At 58.5% G+C, this 18,116-nt stretch carries 19 protein-coding genes; 7 read left to right on the top strand and 12 right to left on the bottom strand.

The features are described from left to right. Positions 1–94 precede the first annotated feature (94 nt). Both V8J85_RS13805 and V8J85_RS13800 read left to right on the top strand, forming a co-directional pair. Entirely contained in the window at positions 95–274 is a 180-nt protein-coding gene (locus tag V8J85_RS13805) for a hypothetical protein (protein ID WP_339954334.1), read from the top strand. 66 nt (positions 275–340) lie between these two features. Beyond that, positions 341–997 carry a DUF2306 domain-containing protein gene (locus tag V8J85_RS13800; protein WP_339954333.1) on the top strand — a complete coding sequence of 219 codons (657 nt, stop codon included), beginning with the start codon at positions 341–343 and terminating at the stop codon, positions 995–997. Here V8J85_RS13800 and V8J85_RS13795 read toward each other — a convergent pair. Continuing rightward, a complete protein-coding gene (locus V8J85_RS13795; protein ID WP_339954332.1) occupies positions 958–1,533 on the bottom strand; it encodes a hypothetical protein in 576 nt (191 codons plus the stop codon). The two genes, V8J85_RS13800 and V8J85_RS13795, sit on opposite strands and share 40 nt — an antisense overlap. Positions 1,534–1,611: 78 nt before the next feature. Between V8J85_RS13795 and V8J85_RS13790 the strand changes: the two genes are divergently transcribed. Genes V8J85_RS13790 through V8J85_RS13780 form a run of 3 tightly spaced genes read left to right on the top strand, consistent with a single transcriptional unit; the run spans position 1,612 to position 4,336 of the window. Further along, positions 1,612–2,544 (top strand): aldo/keto reductase, encoded by a 933-nt coding sequence (locus tag V8J85_RS13790; protein WP_339954331.1) that lies wholly within the window; start codon positions 1,612–1,614, stop codon positions 2,542–2,544. Then, entirely contained in the window at positions 2,541–3,623 is a 1,083-nt protein-coding gene (locus V8J85_RS13785) for an NAD(P)/FAD-dependent oxidoreductase (protein ID WP_339954330.1), read from the top strand. Before V8J85_RS13790 ends, V8J85_RS13785 begins: the two co-directional genes overlap by 4 nt. A 2-nt stretch (positions 3,624–3,625) precedes the next feature. Continuing rightward, positions 3,626–4,336: a GNAT family N-acetyltransferase gene (locus tag V8J85_RS13780; RefSeq protein WP_339954329.1), complete on the top strand. Its 711-nt coding sequence runs from the start codon at positions 3,626–3,628 to the stop codon at positions 4,334–4,336. Here the strand turns inward: V8J85_RS13780 and V8J85_RS13775 are convergent. After that, positions 4,327–4,617 (bottom strand): DUF6958 family protein, encoded by a 291-nt coding sequence (locus V8J85_RS13775; protein WP_339954328.1) that lies wholly within the window; start codon positions 4,615–4,617, stop codon positions 4,327–4,329. The two genes, V8J85_RS13780 and V8J85_RS13775, sit on opposite strands and share 10 nt — an antisense overlap. A 51-nt stretch (positions 4,618–4,668) precedes the next feature. Then, on the bottom strand, positions 4,669–7,170 hold the full coding sequence (locus V8J85_RS13770) for a GcvT family protein (RefSeq protein WP_339954327.1): 2,502 nt from the start codon (positions 7,168–7,170) through the stop codon (positions 4,669–4,671). Between the two features lie 196 nt (positions 7,171–7,366). Between V8J85_RS13770 and V8J85_RS13765 the strand changes: the two genes are divergently transcribed. Beyond that, the gene (locus tag V8J85_RS13765) at positions 7,367–8,020 is read left to right on the top strand and encodes a hypothetical protein (RefSeq protein WP_339954326.1); all 654 of its coding nucleotides are present in this window, start codon (positions 7,367–7,369) and stop codon (positions 8,018–8,020) included. Positions 8,021–8,023: 3 nt separating this feature from the next. Here V8J85_RS13765 and V8J85_RS13760 read toward each other — a convergent pair whose 3' ends face one another. Both V8J85_RS13760 and V8J85_RS13755 read right to left on the bottom strand, forming a co-directional pair. Continuing rightward, positions 8,024–8,827 (bottom strand): hypothetical protein, encoded by an 804-nt coding sequence (locus V8J85_RS13760; protein WP_339954325.1) that lies wholly within the window; start codon positions 8,825–8,827, stop codon positions 8,024–8,026. 83 nt (positions 8,828–8,910) lie between these two features. Then, positions 8,911–9,897 carry a 2-hydroxyacid dehydrogenase gene (locus tag V8J85_RS13755; protein ID WP_339954324.1) on the bottom strand — a complete coding sequence of 329 codons (987 nt, stop codon included), beginning with the start codon at positions 9,895–9,897 and terminating at the stop codon, positions 8,911–8,913. 177 nt (positions 9,898–10,074) lie between these two features. On the opposite strand from V8J85_RS13755, the gene V8J85_RS13750 reads away from it, so the two are divergent. Further along, positions 10,075–10,533: an SH3 domain-containing protein gene (locus V8J85_RS13750; RefSeq protein WP_339954455.1), complete on the top strand. Its 459-nt coding sequence runs from the start codon at positions 10,075–10,077 to the stop codon at positions 10,531–10,533. A 97-nt stretch (positions 10,534–10,630) separates the two neighbouring features. On the opposite strand, the gene V8J85_RS13745 is transcribed toward V8J85_RS13750, so the two are convergent. The 7 genes from V8J85_RS13745 to V8J85_RS13715 form a co-directional block, all read right to left on the bottom strand. Beyond that, positions 10,631–12,658, bottom strand: coding sequence for a M3 family metallopeptidase (locus V8J85_RS13745; RefSeq protein WP_339954323.1), 2,028 nt, complete (start codon positions 12,656–12,658; stop codon positions 10,631–10,633). A gap of 92 nt (positions 12,659–12,750) precedes the next feature. Continuing rightward, the gene (locus tag V8J85_RS13740) at positions 12,751–13,539 is read right to left on the bottom strand and encodes an amino acid ABC transporter permease (RefSeq protein ID WP_339954322.1); all 789 of its coding nucleotides are present in this window, start codon (positions 13,537–13,539) and stop codon (positions 12,751–12,753) included. Positions 13,540–13,582: 43 nt separating this feature from the next. Then, complete coding sequence (locus V8J85_RS13735; protein WP_339954321.1) at positions 13,583–14,365, bottom strand: transporter substrate-binding domain-containing protein; 783 nt, start codon at positions 14,363–14,365, stop codon at positions 13,583–13,585. A 38-nt stretch (positions 14,366–14,403) separates the two neighbouring features. Beyond that, the gene (locus V8J85_RS13730) at positions 14,404–15,459 is read right to left on the bottom strand and encodes a HesA/MoeB/ThiF family protein (RefSeq protein ID WP_339954320.1); all 1,056 of its coding nucleotides are present in this window, start codon (positions 15,457–15,459) and stop codon (positions 14,404–14,406) included. Beyond that, positions 15,456–15,908 carry a dUTP diphosphatase gene (gene dut / locus V8J85_RS13725; RefSeq protein WP_339954454.1) on the bottom strand — a complete coding sequence of 151 codons (453 nt, stop codon included), beginning with the start codon at positions 15,906–15,908 and terminating at the stop codon, positions 15,456–15,458. The genes V8J85_RS13730 and dut overlap by 4 nt, the downstream gene beginning before the upstream one ends. Continuing rightward, positions 15,908–17,101 carry a bifunctional phosphopantothenoylcysteine decarboxylase/phosphopantothenate--cysteine ligase CoaBC gene (gene coaBC, locus V8J85_RS13720; RefSeq protein ID WP_339954319.1) on the bottom strand — a complete coding sequence of 398 codons (1,194 nt, stop codon included), beginning with the start codon at positions 17,099–17,101 and terminating at the stop codon, positions 15,908–15,910. The genes dut and coaBC overlap by 1 nt, the downstream gene beginning before the upstream one ends. Before the next feature lie 67 nt (positions 17,102–17,168). After that, entirely contained in the window at positions 17,169–18,047 is an 879-nt protein-coding gene (locus tag V8J85_RS13715; RefSeq protein ID WP_339954318.1) for an RNA polymerase factor sigma-32, read from the bottom strand. Between the last annotated feature and the right edge of the window lie 69 nt (positions 18,048–18,116).

The raw sequence follows: 18,116 nt of genomic DNA, 5'->3' as shown, positions 1-18,116 counted from the left end.
GGAAAACCAGACCCGGACATGAAGGCCAAACTGTGCTATGCTGTTTTCACCGCATCATATTTCGCGGCATAAATTTATTTCGAAAGGAGTGCCCATGGCACAGATGACAACACGCGCCGGCATATTGCGTCGGCCTCAAACCGATCCATCCATGCACGATCGCAGGTCGAAAACGACGCCTGTGAACGACTGGCAAAATGTGATCCTGCGCCCGGAACTGGCCCAAATCCGCCGGCAAGAAGTGATCTGGACCGAAAGCCTCGACCGGCGCTGAATCGTAAGGTGGGTTCAAACCCACCTTGCGATTGCCACGGTGATCACCAGCCTTATCTTGGCGGACATGGTACGAAACCGGCTTCAGTTTATCGGACTTGCAGCGCTGATCCTTTTGGTGGTCCCGTTCGCGATCTATGCGATCAATTTCGGACAAGGCGGATTGCGGGATGCCCTGCCCAAGCCGCACTACATTCGATCAAGCGACACAACCGCAAACGGCGCCATCTTCACGCATATGATCCTCGGCGGACTGATCACCACTATGATCCCGCTCCAGCTGATCGGTGTCATCCGCACCCGCGTCCCGGTTTTTCACCGTTGGTCGGGGCGGATCATCACCATCGGCGCAGCCATCACAGCTCTCGGCGGGCTCATCTACATCGGCCTGCGAGGCACGATCGGCGGCCTACCGATGGATGTTGGCTTCACGCTTTATGGCATACTAATGCTCACCGCGGCGCTGCAAACCATCCGCCACGCACGCAGGGGACAGATTAATGCTCATCATGCCTGGGCACTGCGCCTGTTCTGGCTTGTGCTCGGTTCGTGGCTTTACCGGGTCCACTATGGCCTGTGGTATGCCGCAACCGGCGGTGCATGGTCCAATCCAGATTTCAGCGGCCCGTTCGATCTGGTCCAGAACTTCGCATTTTATGTCCCCTATCTCATCGGGGTCGAGATCTACTTGGCCCGCAAACGATATCGCGTCGCCGTCAGTTGATCCGAAACAGCACTGGTCTTGCTGTCGATAAAGCCAAGACCGCGCATGTGGCTTCTGATCACCGTATCGCCAATGACCGCGGCTTTGCCTTTGCGATACACCAACCAGATATGCTTTGCCGGGTACGACTGGGCAAGTGCAGCAGCATTGTCCAGATCCCGATCCTCAAGAATGATGGCCACCAATATCCCTGCATCTTCCGGCGTCGAAACGAGGTTGTTGATCAACGCGGCCTTCAATGCAGCGTCATCCAAGACGCCCTGCACATATGCCGGACTATCCTCGGAAACACCCAGTTTCTCGGCCAACGTCGGCGGTGTTTTCAACAACGCCTTCCGCCATCGGGCTGAAGCGTCAGGCGAGAACTCCATCAGCAAATCACCATTCGGGGTCGCGACCAAAACACCATCATCCGTCAACGCAACATCACGCATATCAGACCGGGCGATGGTGGCCCGGATATCGCCACGCAGGGTCAAGGCAGCGCTATCCAGATGAAGGCGCGCCTCTGCAACAGCACCTTGCCAATGACACACCGCGACATCCTCTCGGCCCACAACGATCTCCCTCAGCCGCCGCTTTTCATTGTGACACACAAATGCAAACTTGCCACCATGACACAGCTGACCACACGCGACGGCAGGCCCGTATCTCGGCTCACATTCGGCACCATGCAATTCGGAGGCAAAGCCGACGCAACGGCGAGCCAGGCCATGTTCGAAGCCGCATGCGCAGCCGGGATCAACCATTTCGATACCGCAGTAGGCTACAATGATGGAGCTTCAGAAAAGCTGCTCAGCCCCATGATCAAAGACGATCGCGACAGCTACTTTGTGGCGACCAAGGTCGGCTATATAGGCGGGGCCACCCGAGACAACATTCTGAAGCAATTCGACCGCTCACGCCAGCAACTGCAGGAAGACAGCGTTGATCTGCTTTACATGCACCGCTTCGATGATCAGACCGAGCTGAAAGAAACCTTCGGCACTCTGGCAGAATTACAGGGCAAGGGACTAATCCGCTACATCGGCGTCTCGAACTATGCCGCATGGCAAGTGATGAAGGCGCAGCAGGCCGCCTATTCGCAAGGCACCACGATCGACGCGATCCAACCGATGTACTCTCTCGTCAAACGGCAGGCCGAGGTCGAAATCCTGCCCATGGCGCAGGATCAGAACATCGCGGCATTCCCGTATTCACCCCTTGGTGGCGGTTTGCTGACCGGCAAATACGCAAACGGCGATGGCGGACGGCTGACTGAGGATACACGCTACGCCGCCCGCTACGGACAACCGTGGATGCATGACACGGCAAAGGCCCTCTTCGACACGGCCAAGCGATTGAACATCAGCCCAACAACCCTCGCCGTCGCGTGGGCGGCTGCACGTCCATGCCAGCCCGCTCCAATCATCTCGGCAAGGTCAGTCACACAACTCCAACCCTCGCTGGACGCCATGGAATTCAAAATAAGCGACCGCTTGTACGCCGACATCACGGCGCTCAGCCCAGCGCCAGCGCCAGCGACAGATCGACTGGAGGAGGCATGATCGATTTCCTCGTGATCGGCGGCGGTATCGCCGGCACATCCGCCGCCGCGCGGTTGTCCGAGCTGGGAAAAGTCATCCTTCTCGAGGCGGAAGACCACCTCGCCTATCACGCATCGGGCCGGTCAGCGGCATTGTTCGAGGAAAGCTACGGCAAACCCGCGACTATCGCCCTGAACAAAGCCAGCCGCGCGTATCACGTGCATGCCGACGTACTTAGCCCACGCGGCTTGCTTCTGATCGGGACGAAAGAAAACGCCACAGCATTCGCGCACGACCAGAAACACATGACCCTCGATCCGATCACCCTGGCAGAGGCCCGGAAACTGATCCCCGTTCTCGACACCAAAATAGTGGATCGGGCGGCATATCATACTGATGCTTGGGATATCGACACGGATCGCCTGATCCAGTCTTTTGTCCGGACAACCCGGCAAAACGGCGGACAAATTGTAACCGGCGCAAAAGTGACCGGGATCACGCGCAGCGGCAACGACTGGAACATCCTTTGCGGCCTCGACGCCTATTCCGCACATAACATCATCAATGCAGCAGGCGCATGGGTCGATCACATCGCAAAAATGGCGGGCATTACCCCCCTGGGATTTACGCCGATGCGCCGCTCCATGGCGCGCATACCAGCACCCAACCAACTTGATGTCAGCGCGTGGCCCATGCTCTTTGGTCCGGGCGAAACCTGGTACGCCAAACCCGATGCAGGCGCACTGCTCGTCTCTCCAGCCGACGAAGACCCGACCGATCCGCATGACGCATATGCAAACAACCTGACGCTGGCAGAAGGACTAGACCGATACAGCAAACACGTGACCGCCCCGGTCGAACGTCTACTCTCATCCTGGGCCGGATTGCGCACCTTTGCACCGGATCGGAACCTCGTGCTCGGACCCGATCCTGATACACCCAGCTTCATCTGGTGCGCCGGTCAAGGGGGCTACGGGATGCAATCATCACCGGGGGCGAGCCAGCTGCTCGCCGATATCGTCGCCGGTCGTTCCTCCGCGATTGACAAGGTACATATCGACGCACTATCGCCCGCGCGGTTCAGAAACGGGGGCCGCTAGGCATGCCGACCAACGCCCAAGGACAACCGATAGGTGCTGACGTGCCCGGCTGGGACGGGGCACGTGACATCCCGTATTCCGCGATGCATGGGCATTTCTGCGACGTCGCCCCGCTAGACATGACGCACGGCCCTGACCTCTTCACCGCCTACAGCGCCGACACGACTGGCACGCTTTGGACATACATGCCCACCGGACCTTTCGATGATATCGAGAAACTCACCGAATGGCTGCAAACCTGTTGCGCCAGCCGCGACCCGCTGTTCTTCGCCATTATCGACAAACAAACGTCCAAGGCTGTTGGGGTCGCCAGTTTCCTGCGCATCAAACCCAAGGACGGCGTGGTAGAGGTCGGCTATATCGCATTCGCCCCGGCGCTACAAAAAACGGCCGCTGCGACCGAAGCCATGTATCTGATGATGCGCCACGTCTTTGACCTGGGCTACCGGCGCTATGAATGGAAATGCGACGCACTGAATGCTGCTTCACAAGCCGCGGCCAAACGACTCGGCTTTCACTACGACGGGCTTTTCCGGCAGGCGCTTGTCTATAAAGGGCGCAACCGCGACACCGCGTGGTTTTCGATCCTCGATCGCGACTGGCCACGGATCAAACACGCTTTTGAGCAATGGCTCGATCCCTCTAACTTCGACGACCACGGCCAACAGATCCGGCGCCTATCCGACTGGATGCCAACCGATCTTCAAACCTGATGAAACCGCAACGGCTTGGTGTCTTCGCGAACGACCACGCCTTTCGCTTCCAGATCGAGCTGGACGGTCTTCTGCCACCAACCCGATGTCGCGCCCCCGGGGAACAGATCATCCGGCAAATGCGGTTTCGCGGCCTCTTTGGATTCCTTGGCTGTCATACCGGGCGCCGCCTTTGGCAAAGTGGCCAGCATCGCCGCCTTCATCGCCTCATACTTCGCTTTGTCGACACGACTGATCTGACCAGGCACGTTGACGTTCTCGACTTCTATTTTCTCACCCATGCGGCCCTCCACGTAAGATGGGTTTAAACCCACCTTACGACAGGTCAGCTGTCAACCATCGACACGAATGTTGCCGTTCTGCGGATCATACGGGCTATCTTCGACAATCTCGGCAGGCCACAACTGATCGAACATCTTCACTTGCAGCTTTGTCCCAACAGCGGCCATATCGGGCGACACATATCCCATCCCGATCGACTTCCCGAACACCACCGAATACCCGCCCGAGGTCAGGCGCCCCACCCGTTTGCCGCCAAGGTCATACAAAGCCTCACGCCCCCACGGATCAGCGTCATCCGGGCCATCTACCAAAAGGGTCACACATGTACTGCGGATGCCCTTTGCCTCCATCGCGGCATTCCCATGAAAGTCCTTTGACAAGTCCACAAACCGCGGCAAATCGGCCTCAAGCGGCGTGGCATCACGCCCCAGTTCCGTCCCAAACGCCCGATAAGATTTCTCCTGCCGTAACCAGTTCTGCGCCCGCGCGCCGACCAGTTTCAACCCATAGGGCTCGCCCGCCTTTTCAAGCAAATCAAAAAGATAGTTCTGCATCTCAATCGGGTGGTGCAATTCCCACCCCAACTCGCCCGTGTAAGCGACCCGAATAGCCCGCACCGGGCACATCCCCAATTCAATGTCGCGGACCGACAACCACGGGAACCGCCTATTCGACAACGCCGACTCTGGATCCGCATCCTTGATCACCGACTTCAACACATCCCGCGCCTTCGGCCCGGCGATGGCAAAGACACCCCATTTGGTCGTGACATCCTCTTCGTTGATCCGACCAAACGCGGCCTCTTTGTCCATCACCGCCTGATACAGAAAATCCTCATCATAGGCATGCCAACCACCCGCGGACACAAGGTAATAGTCATCCTCCGCAACCCGCACGATCGTATATTCCGTCCGGGTCGTCCCCGCGGCGGTCAGCGCATAAGTCAGGTTGATCCGCCCCACCTTCGGCAACTTGTTGCAGGTAAACCAATCGAGGAACGCCGTCGCCCCCGGGCCGCTGATCCGGTGCTTGGCAAAGGCTGTCGCGTCGATCAGCCCCACACCTTCACGGATCGCCTTCGCTTCATCCACCGCATATTGCCACCAGCCGCCCCGGCGAAACGACCGCGCATCATGGTCAAAGCTCTCTGGCGCATCCAGCGGCCCAAAATAATTCGGCCGCTCCCACCCATTCACCTGCCCAAACTGCGCACCCCGTGCCTTTTGGCGATCATAAGCAGGCGCCGTCCGCAAAGGCCTGCACGCCTCCCGCTCCTCGTCCGGATGGTGCAGAACGTAGACGTGGGAATAGCATTCCTCGTTCTTCCGCGCGGCATATTCGGTCGTCATCCACGACCCGTACCGCTTCGGATCAAGTGAGGCCATGTCGATCTCGGCCTCGCCTTCTACCATCATCTGCGCGAGGTAATGACCTGTGCCACCAGCCGCAGTGATACCAAACGAAAAGCCCTCAGCCAGCCACATATTCCGCAGCCCAGGTGCAGGCCCAACCAGCGGATTGCCATCGGGCGTATAGCAAATCGGCCCGTTAAAATCGTCCTTCAGCCCCACCTCCTCCGACGACGGAATGCGGTGGATCATCGACATGTATTCCGCCTCGATCCGCTCCAGATCGAGCGGAAACAGATCGGCCCGGAAACTGTCCGGCACGGCATATTCGAACCGGGCCGGCGCATTCCGCTCATAGGGTCCCAGAATCCACCCACCCCGTTCCTCGCGCACATACCACTTCGCGTCCGCATCGCGCAGGACAGGATGTTCGGGATTGCCCTTGCGCCATTCCACCAGCGCCGGATCAGGCTCGGTCACGATATACTGATGCTCGACCGGGATCGCCGGGATCTTGATCCCCAACAGCTGCGCCGTCCGCTGGGCATGGTTCCCCGTCGCCGTCACGACATGTTCAGCCTGAATGACGATCTGCTCGTCCGAGGCAACCAGATTGCCCCCCCTCTCGACCATCTTCGTGCAGGTCACGTCCCAATGATCGCCAGTCCAGGCATAGCCATCCACCTGCCACTTCCGCTCGATCATCACACCATGCTGACGGGCCCCTTTGGCCATCGCCATCGTCACATCAGCGGGGTTAATGTAACCATCCGTCGGATGATAAATCGCGCCCTTCAGATCCTCGGTCCGCACCAGCGGATAGCGCTCCTTGATCTGCGCAGGACTCAACCATTCATAGGGCACATCACACGTCTCGGCAGTGGATGCATAAAGCATGTATTCATCCATCCGTTCGTGCGTCTGTGCCATCCGCAAGTTACCAACCACGTAAAATCCAGCGTTCAGCCCGGTTTCTTCCTCCAGGGCCTTGTAGAAATCGACCGAGTATTTGTGGATATGGGTCGTCGCATAGGACATGTTGAACAATGGCAGCAAACCCGCCGCATGCCAGGTCGAGCCGGACGTCAGTTCATCCCGCTCCAACAGCATGACGTCATCCCACCCCGCCTTGGCGAGGTGATACGCAATCGACGTGCCCACAGCACCACCACCGACAACCAATGCTTTGACCTGCGTCTTCATCCGCACGACTCCCTGTCACCTTTCCGGCAGCATGAGCGAAACGGCCGATAGGCGACAGAACCAGCCGACACCTTGAAGCCCGATTGCGACGCCGCCGGGCGTAAGGCGGGTCGTGACCCACCTCCGAGGTCAGGGTTTCCGCACTGGCACAAAGCCGCCGGGCCGGTGTCTAATCAGGGTGTAGGAGGTTATGATTATGACACGTTTTTCCGTCGAAGACGCCGCCAAACTGGCCGAAGCCAGCTACAAAAGTACCAATATCATCAGCCCCAAGGTCATGAAATCCTGCCCTGACCGAGACGTGCAGGCACATTTTCTGGAAGGCGATATCCTGCTGCTGCCCGGCTCCAACTCCGTAAGCGATTATCTGAGATTCAATCTCCGTCCGCTCCGGCTTGGGCATCGCTCTCTCAAAATCGATGACAATGGGGCCGAAACGGGCGCATCCGGCACGCGCTGGCATCAGGGCTTTCTTGCCTATTCCGCCGTGATCATGCACTGGCTCACGCTGGAAAATGCACGTCCCCGCTTCATCATTGGGCACTCTCTAGGCGCCGCCGCGACGCAAATCCTCGCCAAAAGCTATCGTGTACCGGCTATCGCCTTCGCCGGACCCCGGCCCAAATTTTCACGAAACAGGGTCATGCACGACCGGAAATGCCTGCTCATCAATCGCGGTGATGACCCCGTCCCACGACTGCCCACCAGCTTTTTCCACTTGGCGAAGGTCAAGAAGATCGCACTGGCACAAGGGTCCCATGGAATCGCGCATTCGATGCGGCATTATCGGTCCATCGTCGATACGGGCTTGTCACACGGGCTTTTACCCAGCCATTGGGCGGGTGAATAACGCCTAGATCGCGGGATCGACCAATGCTCTCAAACCGGCGATATCAGTCTGTTCTAGGACTGCGCGCACATCGGACTTATCTGCGTTCGTCCACAATTCGATATCGACCTGTGGCCCGATAAACCCGACAAAGCGTTGGGCATCGGTGGTGCCTTCGATCGCGGACACGGCAAAAGTCATCCCCTGCACCTGCATCTTATCGGTCGCACCATATTCGGTTTCGCACAGGCCGCGCATCATTTCCTGCAACAGGCCAAACTCTGCGCCGGGAACACCTTCGAACGTCGCTGCGGGCAAAAAACGGATCGACATCAGGATCATTCGGTCGCCGTTGCGATAGGTCAGTGCGGCATGTTCGACATTCCGATCACGGCTGCGCACCCGGGCCTGCTCACCTATATGGGTGGCCATATCGCGATTCAGTTCGGCAATGGCCGGATTTTCGACGGCCCAATCGATCGGTGCAACACGCGCCATCTTTTCGTAGTCGCCATCTTCGGTATCGGCGCGCGACCAACCGGCCGCCGGATCAGCAGCAAAGGTCACAATCGGCGGGCGCACCGTCTCGATTGCCAGCGCAGCGGCCAAAGCGGTCGGCTGCCCGTCCGACACAGCGGCCACCTCCACCGTCGGCACTTCTTCGCCGACCTGCGCCACTCCTGCCTGCACATCTGCGACATAGGCCGAAATCCGCGCCTGATATCGGGCGAAATCTGCCTTGTCAGCCTGCGACAAACCAAATACGAGGCCGCCGCCAAGCAGCGCCAGAATCAGCAAAGAGCCATATTCCAAAGGGTTTCGGGACATTCAGTGCCACCCGTCGTTTTTCTTTATTGTTATGGTGACAGAAACAGTGGCGCAACTGAGGCAAGTATCAGAAAAATTCTGGCCTACAACATCGAAGGCACGACCAGATCCGGCGGTCGGTGGCCATCAGCGAAGGTGCGGATATTTACGATCACCTTCTCGCCCATCTCGACCCGCCCCTCCAACGTGGCCGAGCCCATATGCGGCAGCAGAATTGCATTGGGCAGTTCTTTCAAACGTGGGTTAATCTCGTGTCCGCGCTCGAACACATCCAGCCCCGCCCCCGCGATCTCACCCGCGCGGAGCATGCGCGTCAGCGCATTCTCATCGATCACTTCCCCACGCGACGTGTTGATGATCACCGCTTCCGGCTTCATCAGCTTCAACCGCCGCGCATTCATCAAATGAAAGGTCGAAGGTGTATGCGGACAGTTGATCGACAGCACATCGACACGCGCCACCATTTGATCGAGGCTCTCCCAATAGGTCGCCTCTAATCCCTCTTCTGCCTCTGCATGCAGACGACGGCGATTGTGGTAATGCACCTGCATCCCGAACACACTCGCACGCCGCGCGACGGCTTGCCCGATCCGACCCATCCCCAGAATACCCAACCTGCGGCCACGAATCCGGCCGCCCAACATCGCGGTGGGTGACCAGCCCTCCCAGTCGTTCGACTGTGCCAACCGCAACCCTTCGGCCAGTCTGCGCGTCACCCCAAGGATCAGCGCCATCACCATATCAGCGGTATCCTCGGTCACGACACCCGGCGTGTTCGACACATGAATGCCCCGCTGCCGGGCGGTCGTGACATCGATATTATCAACACCCGCCCCATAATTCGCGATCAGCTTCAGCCGATCACCGGCCCGCGCCAACAGCTTTGCATCGATGTCATCGGTGATCGTCGACACAAGCACATCAGCGCGCGCCATGGCCTCCGCCAGTTCCGATGTCGTCATCGGCTTGTCCTCATCGCGCAATTCGACGTCGAAAAGCTCTTTCATCCGGGTCTCGACCACCTCAGGCAACCGTCGCGTCACGACAACACTCAATCGCTTACCTGGCATGTTCGCATTCCCCCGACTTTTCAAAACGCGCGTGCCATGGCAGGTTGCGCCAAAGGGACGCGCAGCACAAGAACTGTGCGCCATAATACAGGCGGCAATGGGCAGATAATGCAAGTTCGGGTGAATTGGTTTCGCGCAATGGGGTCGGCGATGTTCGCCGTATTGGTCTGCGTGGGTATGGGCCATGCGCAGCAGACAGAGGCACCATTGCTCGGCCCCGAAACCAACCTGCCGCTCCCGCGCTTCGTCTCTCTCAAGGCGTCCGAGGCCAATGTCCGCCGTGGTCCATCCCTCTCGCACCGAATCGACTGGGTATTCCAGCGACGCGGCATGCCGCTGCAGGTCATCGCCGAATACGGCCACTGGCGGCGGGTGATCGACCGCGACGGCCAAGGCGGTTGGGTCCACTACACGATGCTCTCCGGTGCCCGCACCGTCCTCATCGACGGCGAAACCGTACCGTTGCGCAGCCGCCCCGAAATCGGCGCCCTCGAGAACGCGATGCTGGAACCCGGCGTGATCGCCCGGCTCGGCGACTGCAACCCCGATTGGTGCCGCCTGAACGCAGGCGGCTACCGCGGCTGGGCGCGCAAGTCATACCTGTGGGGCGTCGCCGCAGGTGAAATTCGGGATTGATACTGCTCACCAAACCCTAACAGCCAGCTAACGGAGAGCGCGCGAAGGTCCGATGGAATTCCGATGGTTTTCCGATGCAATTCCGATCGACGTTTTCCTACGCCGCCTTGTCCAATCCCCGCCCTTTCAGCAGCGCCTCCACCCCCGGCAAACGGCCCCGGAAAGCGGTGTATAGTTCCGCCGCATCAACAGAGCCACCAGACGACAAAACAGTCTCCTCCAAACGCTTTGCAACCCCTTGATCAAACGGATCACCGGTCTCTTCGAAGGCGGCGAAAGCATCGGCATCCATGACCTCGGACCACATGTAACTGTAATACCCGCTGGAATAGCCGTCGCCCGCAAAAACATGCGCGAAATGCGGCGTCGCGTGGCGCATGCGAATGGCGTGCGGCATCCCGATTTCTTCAAGGATTTCAGCCTGTTTCTGCATCGGATCAGCCGGGGCTGGCCCATCGTGAAAGCCCAGATCCACAAGAGCCGAGGCCACATACTCCACCGTCTGGAACCCCATATCATAGGTCGTGGCGGCCAGCACTTTCTCCAGCAACGCCTCCGGCATCGCCTCACCTGTATCGGCGTGAGTCGCGAACTCGGCCAGCACTTCGGGAACCTCCAGCCAATGTTCATAAAGCTGGCTCGGTAACTCAACGAAATCGCGGGCGACGGACGTGCCGCTAATACTTTCGTAAGTCACATCGGACAGCATCTGGTGCAGCGCATGGCCAAACTCATGAAACAAGGTCCGTGCATCATCATAAGACAACAACGCCGGTTTCCCCGCCTCCGGTTTCGCAAAATTGCAGACATTCACCACCAACGGGCGCTCTTCCCCGCCCAACCGTTTCTGAGACCGCATCGCCATGCACCACGCACCCGACCTTTTCGACCCACGGGCAAAGTAATCGCCCATAAACACCGCCAGATGCTTACCATTTCGGGTGACCTCCCACAGGCGAACATCTGGATGATAGACAGGGCCTTCGAACGCCTTGAATTCCAGTCCAAATAATCGGTTCGCACAGGCAAAAGCAGCCTCGATCATCCGATCAAGTTGCAGATACGGCTTCAACTCCGCCTCATCCAGATCATGCAATTCCTTGCGGCGCTTCTCGGAATAGAAACGCCAATCCCATGGCTCCAACGGGCCATCCCAGCCGTCTGCATGCAGCATTCGTTTAAGCACCGCGGCATCCTCTTCTGCCGCAGCTTTCGCAGGCTCCCAGACCTGCATCAGCAGGTCGCGCACCGCCTCCGGCGTTTTCGCCATCTCGGTTTCCAGCTTGTAATCAGAAAACGTGTCGTAGCCTAACAAAGCCGCCCGTTTCTCACGCAGCTTCAAAGTTTCTGCCGCGATCCCGCGATTGTCGGTCTTGCCCCCATTCGCGCCGCGCGACACCCAGGCCTCATAAGCCTTTTGCCGCAGATCCCGCCGCTCAGAGAACTGCAGGAAAGGCACAATCAACGACCGGGACAGGGTCACAACCGGGCCACCTGCACCCTTTTCTTCCCCAGCCGCCTTTGCTGTCGCAATGACGAAACCGGGCAGACCGATCAGATCATCGCCCTCTAACTTCAAGAACCATTCCCGCTCGTCCGCCAGCAAATTCTGGGTAAACTCGGTGCCCAAGACCGACAACCGAGACTTCACCTCGCGCAATTCTTCTGCCGGTTTGCCTTCCAACTGCCCGCCCGCACGCACAAACCCGCGACGGGTCAGCATCAACACGCGCTGTTGCTCATCCGTCAAATCCACATCATCACGTTGATCCCACACAGCCTGAACCCGCGCGAAAAGCGCTTTGTTCTCAGCGACTTCAGAAGAATACGCACTCAACTTCGGCGCAAATTCACGCTGCAATGCCTCGCGGACCTCATTACTGTCAGCCCCCGCTACACCATAAAAAACGCCCAGAACCCGGTTCAAATCGTCATCAGCGAGTTCAAGCGCTTCAATGGTGTTTTCAAATGAAGGGGATTCATCATTCTCAGCAATCGTGGCGATATTCGCGCGCGCCGTCTCTAACGCGGCATCCACAGCCGGAGCAAAATCATCGTCGGAAATCTGATCGAAAGGCGGCAGTTCAAACGGGGTGTTCCAATCGGATAGCAGCGGGTTTGTCATGGCAGATCTCCTTTCGTCATAAGGTAAGGTCAGCGCAGGCCAGTTGCCAGCGATCCGCCTATCATCTTGCCAAAAATACTCAGAAATCCGCCCTATCGGCTGCGCATCCGCTTCTCGAATTTGCGCAAGGCCAGGGACAGCGAAATCGTGATCGTCAGATAAACAAGAGCCACAACGTTGTAGGTTTCGAAATACCGAAAATTGCCCGCCGCCGTGACCTTGCCCAGCTGGGTCACATCGGTGACCCCTAGAACCGAAACCAGCGACGAATCCTTGACCATCGCCACAAAGTCGTTGCCCAGGGGCGGCAAGATCATCCTCAACGCCTGTGGAAAGACGATGAAACGAAAGCGTTGCCAGCGGTTCAAACCCAACGCTTCCGCAGCCTCGATCTGACCCTGATCGACCGATTGCAGCCCTGCGCGGAAAACCTCGGCCAGAAAGGACGAATAGGCAATCGTCAACGCGATCACTGCCCGCCAGAGCAACGAAAAGTCCCGCGTGCGCACTGGTTCGAACCCGATGCTTTCCGCAATCCAGTTCCATGCCGCCACCATTGCCGGAGCCAGCACGAAGGCGACGTAGAGAAGCAGCACTATGATCGGGATGCCCCGCACGACCTCGACATAGAACCGCGCCACCTGTCGCAGAATCAGGAACCGGGACAGGGCTGCCATGGCCAGTAACAATCCTAACACGCAGGCCATCGTATATGACACGAGCGTCACATAGATCGTCACCCAGATCCCACGTTGCAACGTATTGAGAACACGCGAATATTCCTCGACCGTCAGCACCTGCCAGAACACATAAAGGCCGATCGCCACAACGGCGACCAGCCACCAGGGAAAATCCCTGTCGTCAGGGGATGTCGGTATCAAAATGCTTCGTCCCGGACCCGACCCGGGACCTCCACGTCAGCGCCTATTCACCCAATTTATACTCAAGAAACCACTTCGTATTCAGCGCCTCGATGGTGCCATCGGCCTCCATATTCGCAATCGCGGCATTGATCGGCTCCACAAGGTCGGACCCTTTCGGAAAGATGAACCCGAAATCTTCCGTCCCCAGCTTTTCGCCGATGATCTTCAGACCGCCATCAGACGCCTCGACATAACCATTGCCCGCTGTGCCATCGGTCAAGACCAGATCGACATCGCCAGCACGCAAGGCCTGCACGGTGGCGCCGAATGTCTCCATCAGCTTGATCCGCGGATTGGCCTCGTCCCCGTCGAGCACATCATAGACGCCCACATAGAACGGCGTCGTCCCGGGTTGTGCTGCCATCAGCAGGTCCTCATCGGCAGCAAAACCGGCCGCATCTGTGAACCGCTCTTCATCGCCGCGCACCAGCATCACCATCTCGGACGTCATGTATTTGTCAGAAAAATCAACGACCTCCGCCCGATCCTCGCGGATCGTGATGCCCGTCATCCCCAGATCAAATTGTCCTTCCGACACAGCCGGGATCATCGCATCCCACGAGATATTCTCATAGGTCACCGTTGCGTTCAGCCGCCCCGCAATCTCGGCCATCGCGTCGTATTCCCAACCGACCGCATCACCGTTACCGTCGATGAACTGCAGTGGCGGATAGGCGTTTTCGGTCACGACGACAATCTCGCGGCCTTCAAGATCGGGCAGATGGCCATCGGCCACGGCAGAAGTGGCCAGCATCATTGCGGCCAAAATCGATAGAAGTCTCATGAAGCGTCTCCCCAGATTAACGTTATAAAGTATGATCGTCACTTGGCCGCGCGCAAGCCTTTGCCGGCACAAACCGGACAATCGGCGCGCGGTTTCACGGCAATCGTACGGGTCACAGCGTAAAGTGCGTCATAAATCAGCAGCTTGCCATGCAAGCCAGCACCGGCGCCGGTCACGACCTTCACGGCCTCAACTGCCATCATCGCCCCGATAACCCCGGGCAAAGGGCCAATGACACCCGCCTCTGCGCAGCTAGGCACCAGATCGGCATCAGGGGCTTTCGGGAAGACGCAAGCGTAACAGGGCGTTCCCTGCGCAGGGTCATAAAGACTGATCTGCCCTTCCCATTGCGTCAGTGCCGCCGCAATCAGCGGCTTGTCCTTTTCGACCGCAGCACGATTGACCAGATATCGGGTTTCGAAATTGTCGGTGCCATCAAGGATCAAATGATAATCATCGAACAAGTCACCGGCAATCTCTTCGGTCAGACGCCGATGATAAGGCCGTACCGTCACAAAAGGGTTCTGGGCCTTCATCGCCTCGGTCGCCGAATGGACCTTGGGCATCCCGATATTGGCATCGCGGTGGATCACCTGCCGCTGCAGGTTGGCGTTTTCGACGGTATCGTCGTCGATCACGCCGATGGTCCCGACACCCGCCGCTGCCAGATATTGCAGCGCTGGCGCGCCCAGCCCCCCCGCCCCGACAACCAGAATCTTTGCATCGCGCAAGGCCTTCTGCCCGGGTCCGCCGACTTCGCGCAGCACGATGTGGCGGGCATAGCGATCAAGCTCGGTTTCGGAAAACGTTTCCGATTCGACTTGGGGCATTTGACGTTCGGCGATCCGCGACCTTAGTCCGCCCAAAAACTTTCGATAGCCCCAGACCATGAAACCAAAGGCGATCAGCAATCCCCACAGCCGTGCATCACCACCTGTGGCCATCCGCAGCGGGTGGCCATCCGGCAGGGCGATATGCAGCATCATGACGGCGATCAAAAGGATGCCGATCATGGTCCAGCGCGCTTGATAAGGCGCCTTCATCGCGATGCCGACACCCCAAAGCGCCGCAGCCATGGCACCGACCATGATCATAGACCGGTTGACCCGAATCCGCCCGTGCCGCGTTTGGTCAGACCCAGAACCGGCACCGTCTTGAATGTCGCCCGAGCCACGGGCGCAACCACCATTTGCGCAATGCGCATCCCATGAGTGACCGCAAACAGGTCCGCCCCCAAATTGATCAGCAACACGCCGACAGGGCCGCGATAGTCCCAATCGATGGTTCCGGGCGCGTTGACCATGCTGATCCCGTGCGCCAAGGCCAGCCCGGAACGGGGTCTGATCTGAACCTCGAACCCTTCCGGGATTGCCATCCTGAGCCCCGTCGGAATCAGCTTGCGCGCACCGGTCGGCAGTTGAACATCACGCTTTTCGGGCAGGTTCGCACGCAGGTCGGCACCCGCCGCACCGGCGGTTTCGTAACAGGGCAATCCAACGCTCAGATCAGCCCCGTCATCCCATTGCACTTGGATTTCCGGGATCACGCGATCGCCTCGGCGATGCGTTTTGCCAAAAGGGCAGCAACCTGATCTTTGCCCATGCGGGGCCAGCTTTCCGCGCCATCCGGAGTGATCAGCGTCACCGCATTCTCGGTTCCACCCATGATCCCCGTGGCGGGCGAGACGTCATTGGCGACGATCCAATCGCAGCCCTTCCGATCCCGTTTCGCGGTGGCATGGGCGATCAGATCGTCAGTTTCGGCAGCGAAACCGACCACAAGTTCAGGCCGCGCCTTTTTCATTTGCGAAACGGCGGCAAGGATGTCCGGGTTTTCGCCAAACTCCAGTTTAGGCAGGCCGCTGCCATCTTTCTTGATTTTGCTTTCGCCTGCATTGATCACATGCCAATCGGCGACGGCCGCGGCGAAAACGGCCGCATCGGCACGAGACGCATCTTTCACGGCATTCAACATTTCGCGCGCAGTTTGCACCTTGATCACCCTCACACCGGGCGGCGGCGGAACATCGGCCGGGCCGGTGACGAACGTGACATCGGCCCCCAAGTCCGACAGTGCTTTGGCGATGGCGGTTCCCTGTGCACCCGACGATCGATTGGCGATGTAGCGCACGGGATCGATCGGCTCATGCGTCGGACCAGAGGTCACCAGCACATGCTTGCCCTTCAGCGGCCCGTCCGACAATGCCTTGTCGATGGCGGCAATAATCTCGGGCACCTCCGCCATCCGACCCGACCCATATTCGCCACAGGCCATGTCACCCTCATTCGGGCCGACATGCCGAACGTCATCGGCTTGCAAAGTCTTCAGGTTCCGCTGTGTCGCGGGATGCTCCCACATCCGCACGTTCATGGCCGGCGCGATCAACACGGGCTTGTCCGTCGCCAGCAAGAGCGTCGTCGCCAAATCATCCGCATGACCACCCGCCATCTTCGCCATCAAATCGGCTGTTGCCGGGGCCACGACAATCAGGTCTGCTGCGCGGGACAATTCGATATGGCCCATCTCCGCCTCGTCGGTGAGATCGAACAAATCCTGATAGATTTTCGCGGCGGAAAGCGCGGATAGGCTAAGCGGGGTTACAAACTGGGAGCCTGCCGTCGTCAACACCGGCGTTACCCGCGCCCCATGTTCACGCAACCGACGTACCAAATCCAAACATTTAAAGGCGGCGATCCCGCCGCCCACGATAAGCAATATATGTTTTTTGGCCAGCATGTCTCGCCCCCGGCATCGTCTGTCGCGACACTAGGTCAGATGATACCGGAATGACAATGACATGCGATTAGACGAAAAACGCATGCACCTCATTGCTTTGCGCCTCAAGGCTCTTGCGCATCTTGCCGAATGCGGCCGCTTCGAGCTGCCGCACACGTTCTTTGGACAGGCCCAATTCGTTACCCAGACTTTCAAGCGTGCGCGGATCATCCCGCAGCTTTCGCTCGCGCACGATAAATTGCTCCCGATCGTTGAGCGCTGACAGCGCCGTCACCAGCCATTGACGCAATGTTTCATTGTCATGACTGTTTTCGACGGTCTCCGCAGCCTGCGGCGCATCATCTTCCAGAGCATCGATCCACTCGCGTCCTTCATCTTCGGCCGATTGCGTCGCATTCAGCGAAAAATCCGATCCCGACAAACGGCCTTCCATCATCTCAACATCATGCAGCGGCACGCCGACTTCGACGGCGATCAGCTCACGCATTTTCTGGCGATCGATTTCACGGCCCTCCGCCGCCGCTTCCCGTTCCAGTCGGGCTTGCACACGGCGCATGTTGAAGAAAAGCGACTTTTGAGAAGAGGTCGAACCGGTCCGTACCATCGACCAATTCCGCATCACGTAATCCTGAATAGATGCCTTGATCCACCAAACCGCATAGGTCGAAAAACGCACGCCGCGATCCGGATCGAACTTATCGGCTGCCTTCATCAGACCGACAGATGCCTCTTGGATAAGATCGTTCATCGGTGCGCCGTAACGTTTGAATTTTGACGCCATCGAGATCGCCAAACGCATGTAGGCCGTGATTAGACGATGCAATGCCTTTTCGTCCCGATCATCCCGCCATGCATAGGCAAGTGCCAGCTCCGTCTCGGCGTCGAGCAATTCCGCTCGCATCGCTGTGCGTGACAGGGTTTGGTCGGAAAAGCGGGCAGCGGTCATATTGTCTCTCCCATGTTACAAACAATGCGTGTGCTTTGTGTTTGAAATGGTTACGTGAGGTGAAACGCA

The organism is Yoonia sp. 2307UL14-13, from assembly GCF_037572755.1.
In the GTDB taxonomy this organism is placed as follows: Bacteria; Pseudomonadota; Alphaproteobacteria; order Rhodobacterales; family Rhodobacteraceae; genus Yoonia.
Note: the sequence above shows the minus strand (reverse complement) of the source record. Positions and strands in the feature narration are given on the sequence as shown.

What these genes read in the sequence shown, in the direction of transcription:
- V8J85_RS13785 (WP_339954330.1), top strand. Translation starts at nt 2,541, where the DNA reads ATGATCGATTTCCTCGTGATCGGCGGCGGTATCGCCGGCACATCCGCC.
- V8J85_RS13745 (WP_339954323.1), bottom strand. Translation starts at nt 12,658, where the DNA reads ATGACAAACCCGCTGCTATCCGATTGGAACACCCCGTTTGAACTGCCG.
- V8J85_RS13730 (WP_339954320.1), bottom strand. Translation starts at nt 15,459, where the DNA reads ATGATCATGGTCGGTGCCATGGCTGCGGCGCTTTGGGGTGTCGGCATC.
- V8J85_RS13750 (WP_339954455.1), top strand. Translation starts at nt 10,075, where the DNA reads ATGGGCCATGCGCAGCAGACAGAGGCACCATTGCTCGGCCCCGAAACC.
- V8J85_RS13780 (WP_339954329.1), top strand. Translation starts at nt 3,626, where the DNA reads ATGCCGACCAACGCCCAAGGACAACCGATAGGTGCTGACGTGCCCGGC.
- V8J85_RS13765 (WP_339954326.1), top strand. Translation starts at nt 7,367, where the DNA reads ATGACACGTTTTTCCGTCGAAGACGCCGCCAAACTGGCCGAAGCCAGC.
- V8J85_RS13755 (WP_339954324.1), bottom strand. Translation starts at nt 9,897, where the DNA reads ATGCCAGGTAAGCGATTGAGTGTTGTCGTGACGCGACGGTTGCCTGAG.
- V8J85_RS13775 (WP_339954328.1), bottom strand. Translation starts at nt 4,617, where the DNA reads ATGGGTGAGAAAATAGAAGTCGAGAACGTCAACGTGCCTGGTCAGATC.
- V8J85_RS13715 (WP_339954318.1), bottom strand. Translation starts at nt 18,047, where the DNA reads ATGACCGCTGCCCGCTTTTCCGACCAAACCCTGTCACGCACAGCGATG.
- V8J85_RS13735 (WP_339954321.1), bottom strand. Translation starts at nt 14,365, where the DNA reads ATGAGACTTCTATCGATTTTGGCCGCAATGATGCTGGCCACTTCTGCC.
- V8J85_RS13805 (WP_339954334.1), top strand. Translation starts at nt 95, where the DNA reads ATGGCACAGATGACAACACGCGCCGGCATATTGCGTCGGCCTCAAACC.
- V8J85_RS13770 (WP_339954327.1), bottom strand. Translation starts at nt 7,170, where the DNA reads ATGAAGACGCAGGTCAAAGCATTGGTTGTCGGTGGTGGTGCTGTGGGC.
- coaBC (WP_339954319.1), bottom strand. Translation starts at nt 17,101, where the DNA reads ATGCTGGCCAAAAAACATATATTGCTTATCGTGGGCGGCGGGATCGCC.
- V8J85_RS13800 (WP_339954333.1), top strand. Translation starts at nt 341, where the DNA reads ATGGTACGAAACCGGCTTCAGTTTATCGGACTTGCAGCGCTGATCCTT.
- V8J85_RS13790 (WP_339954331.1), top strand. Translation starts at nt 1,612, where the DNA reads ATGACACAGCTGACCACACGCGACGGCAGGCCCGTATCTCGGCTCACA.
- V8J85_RS13760 (WP_339954325.1), bottom strand. Translation starts at nt 8,827, where the DNA reads ATGTCCCGAAACCCTTTGGAATATGGCTCTTTGCTGATTCTGGCGCTG.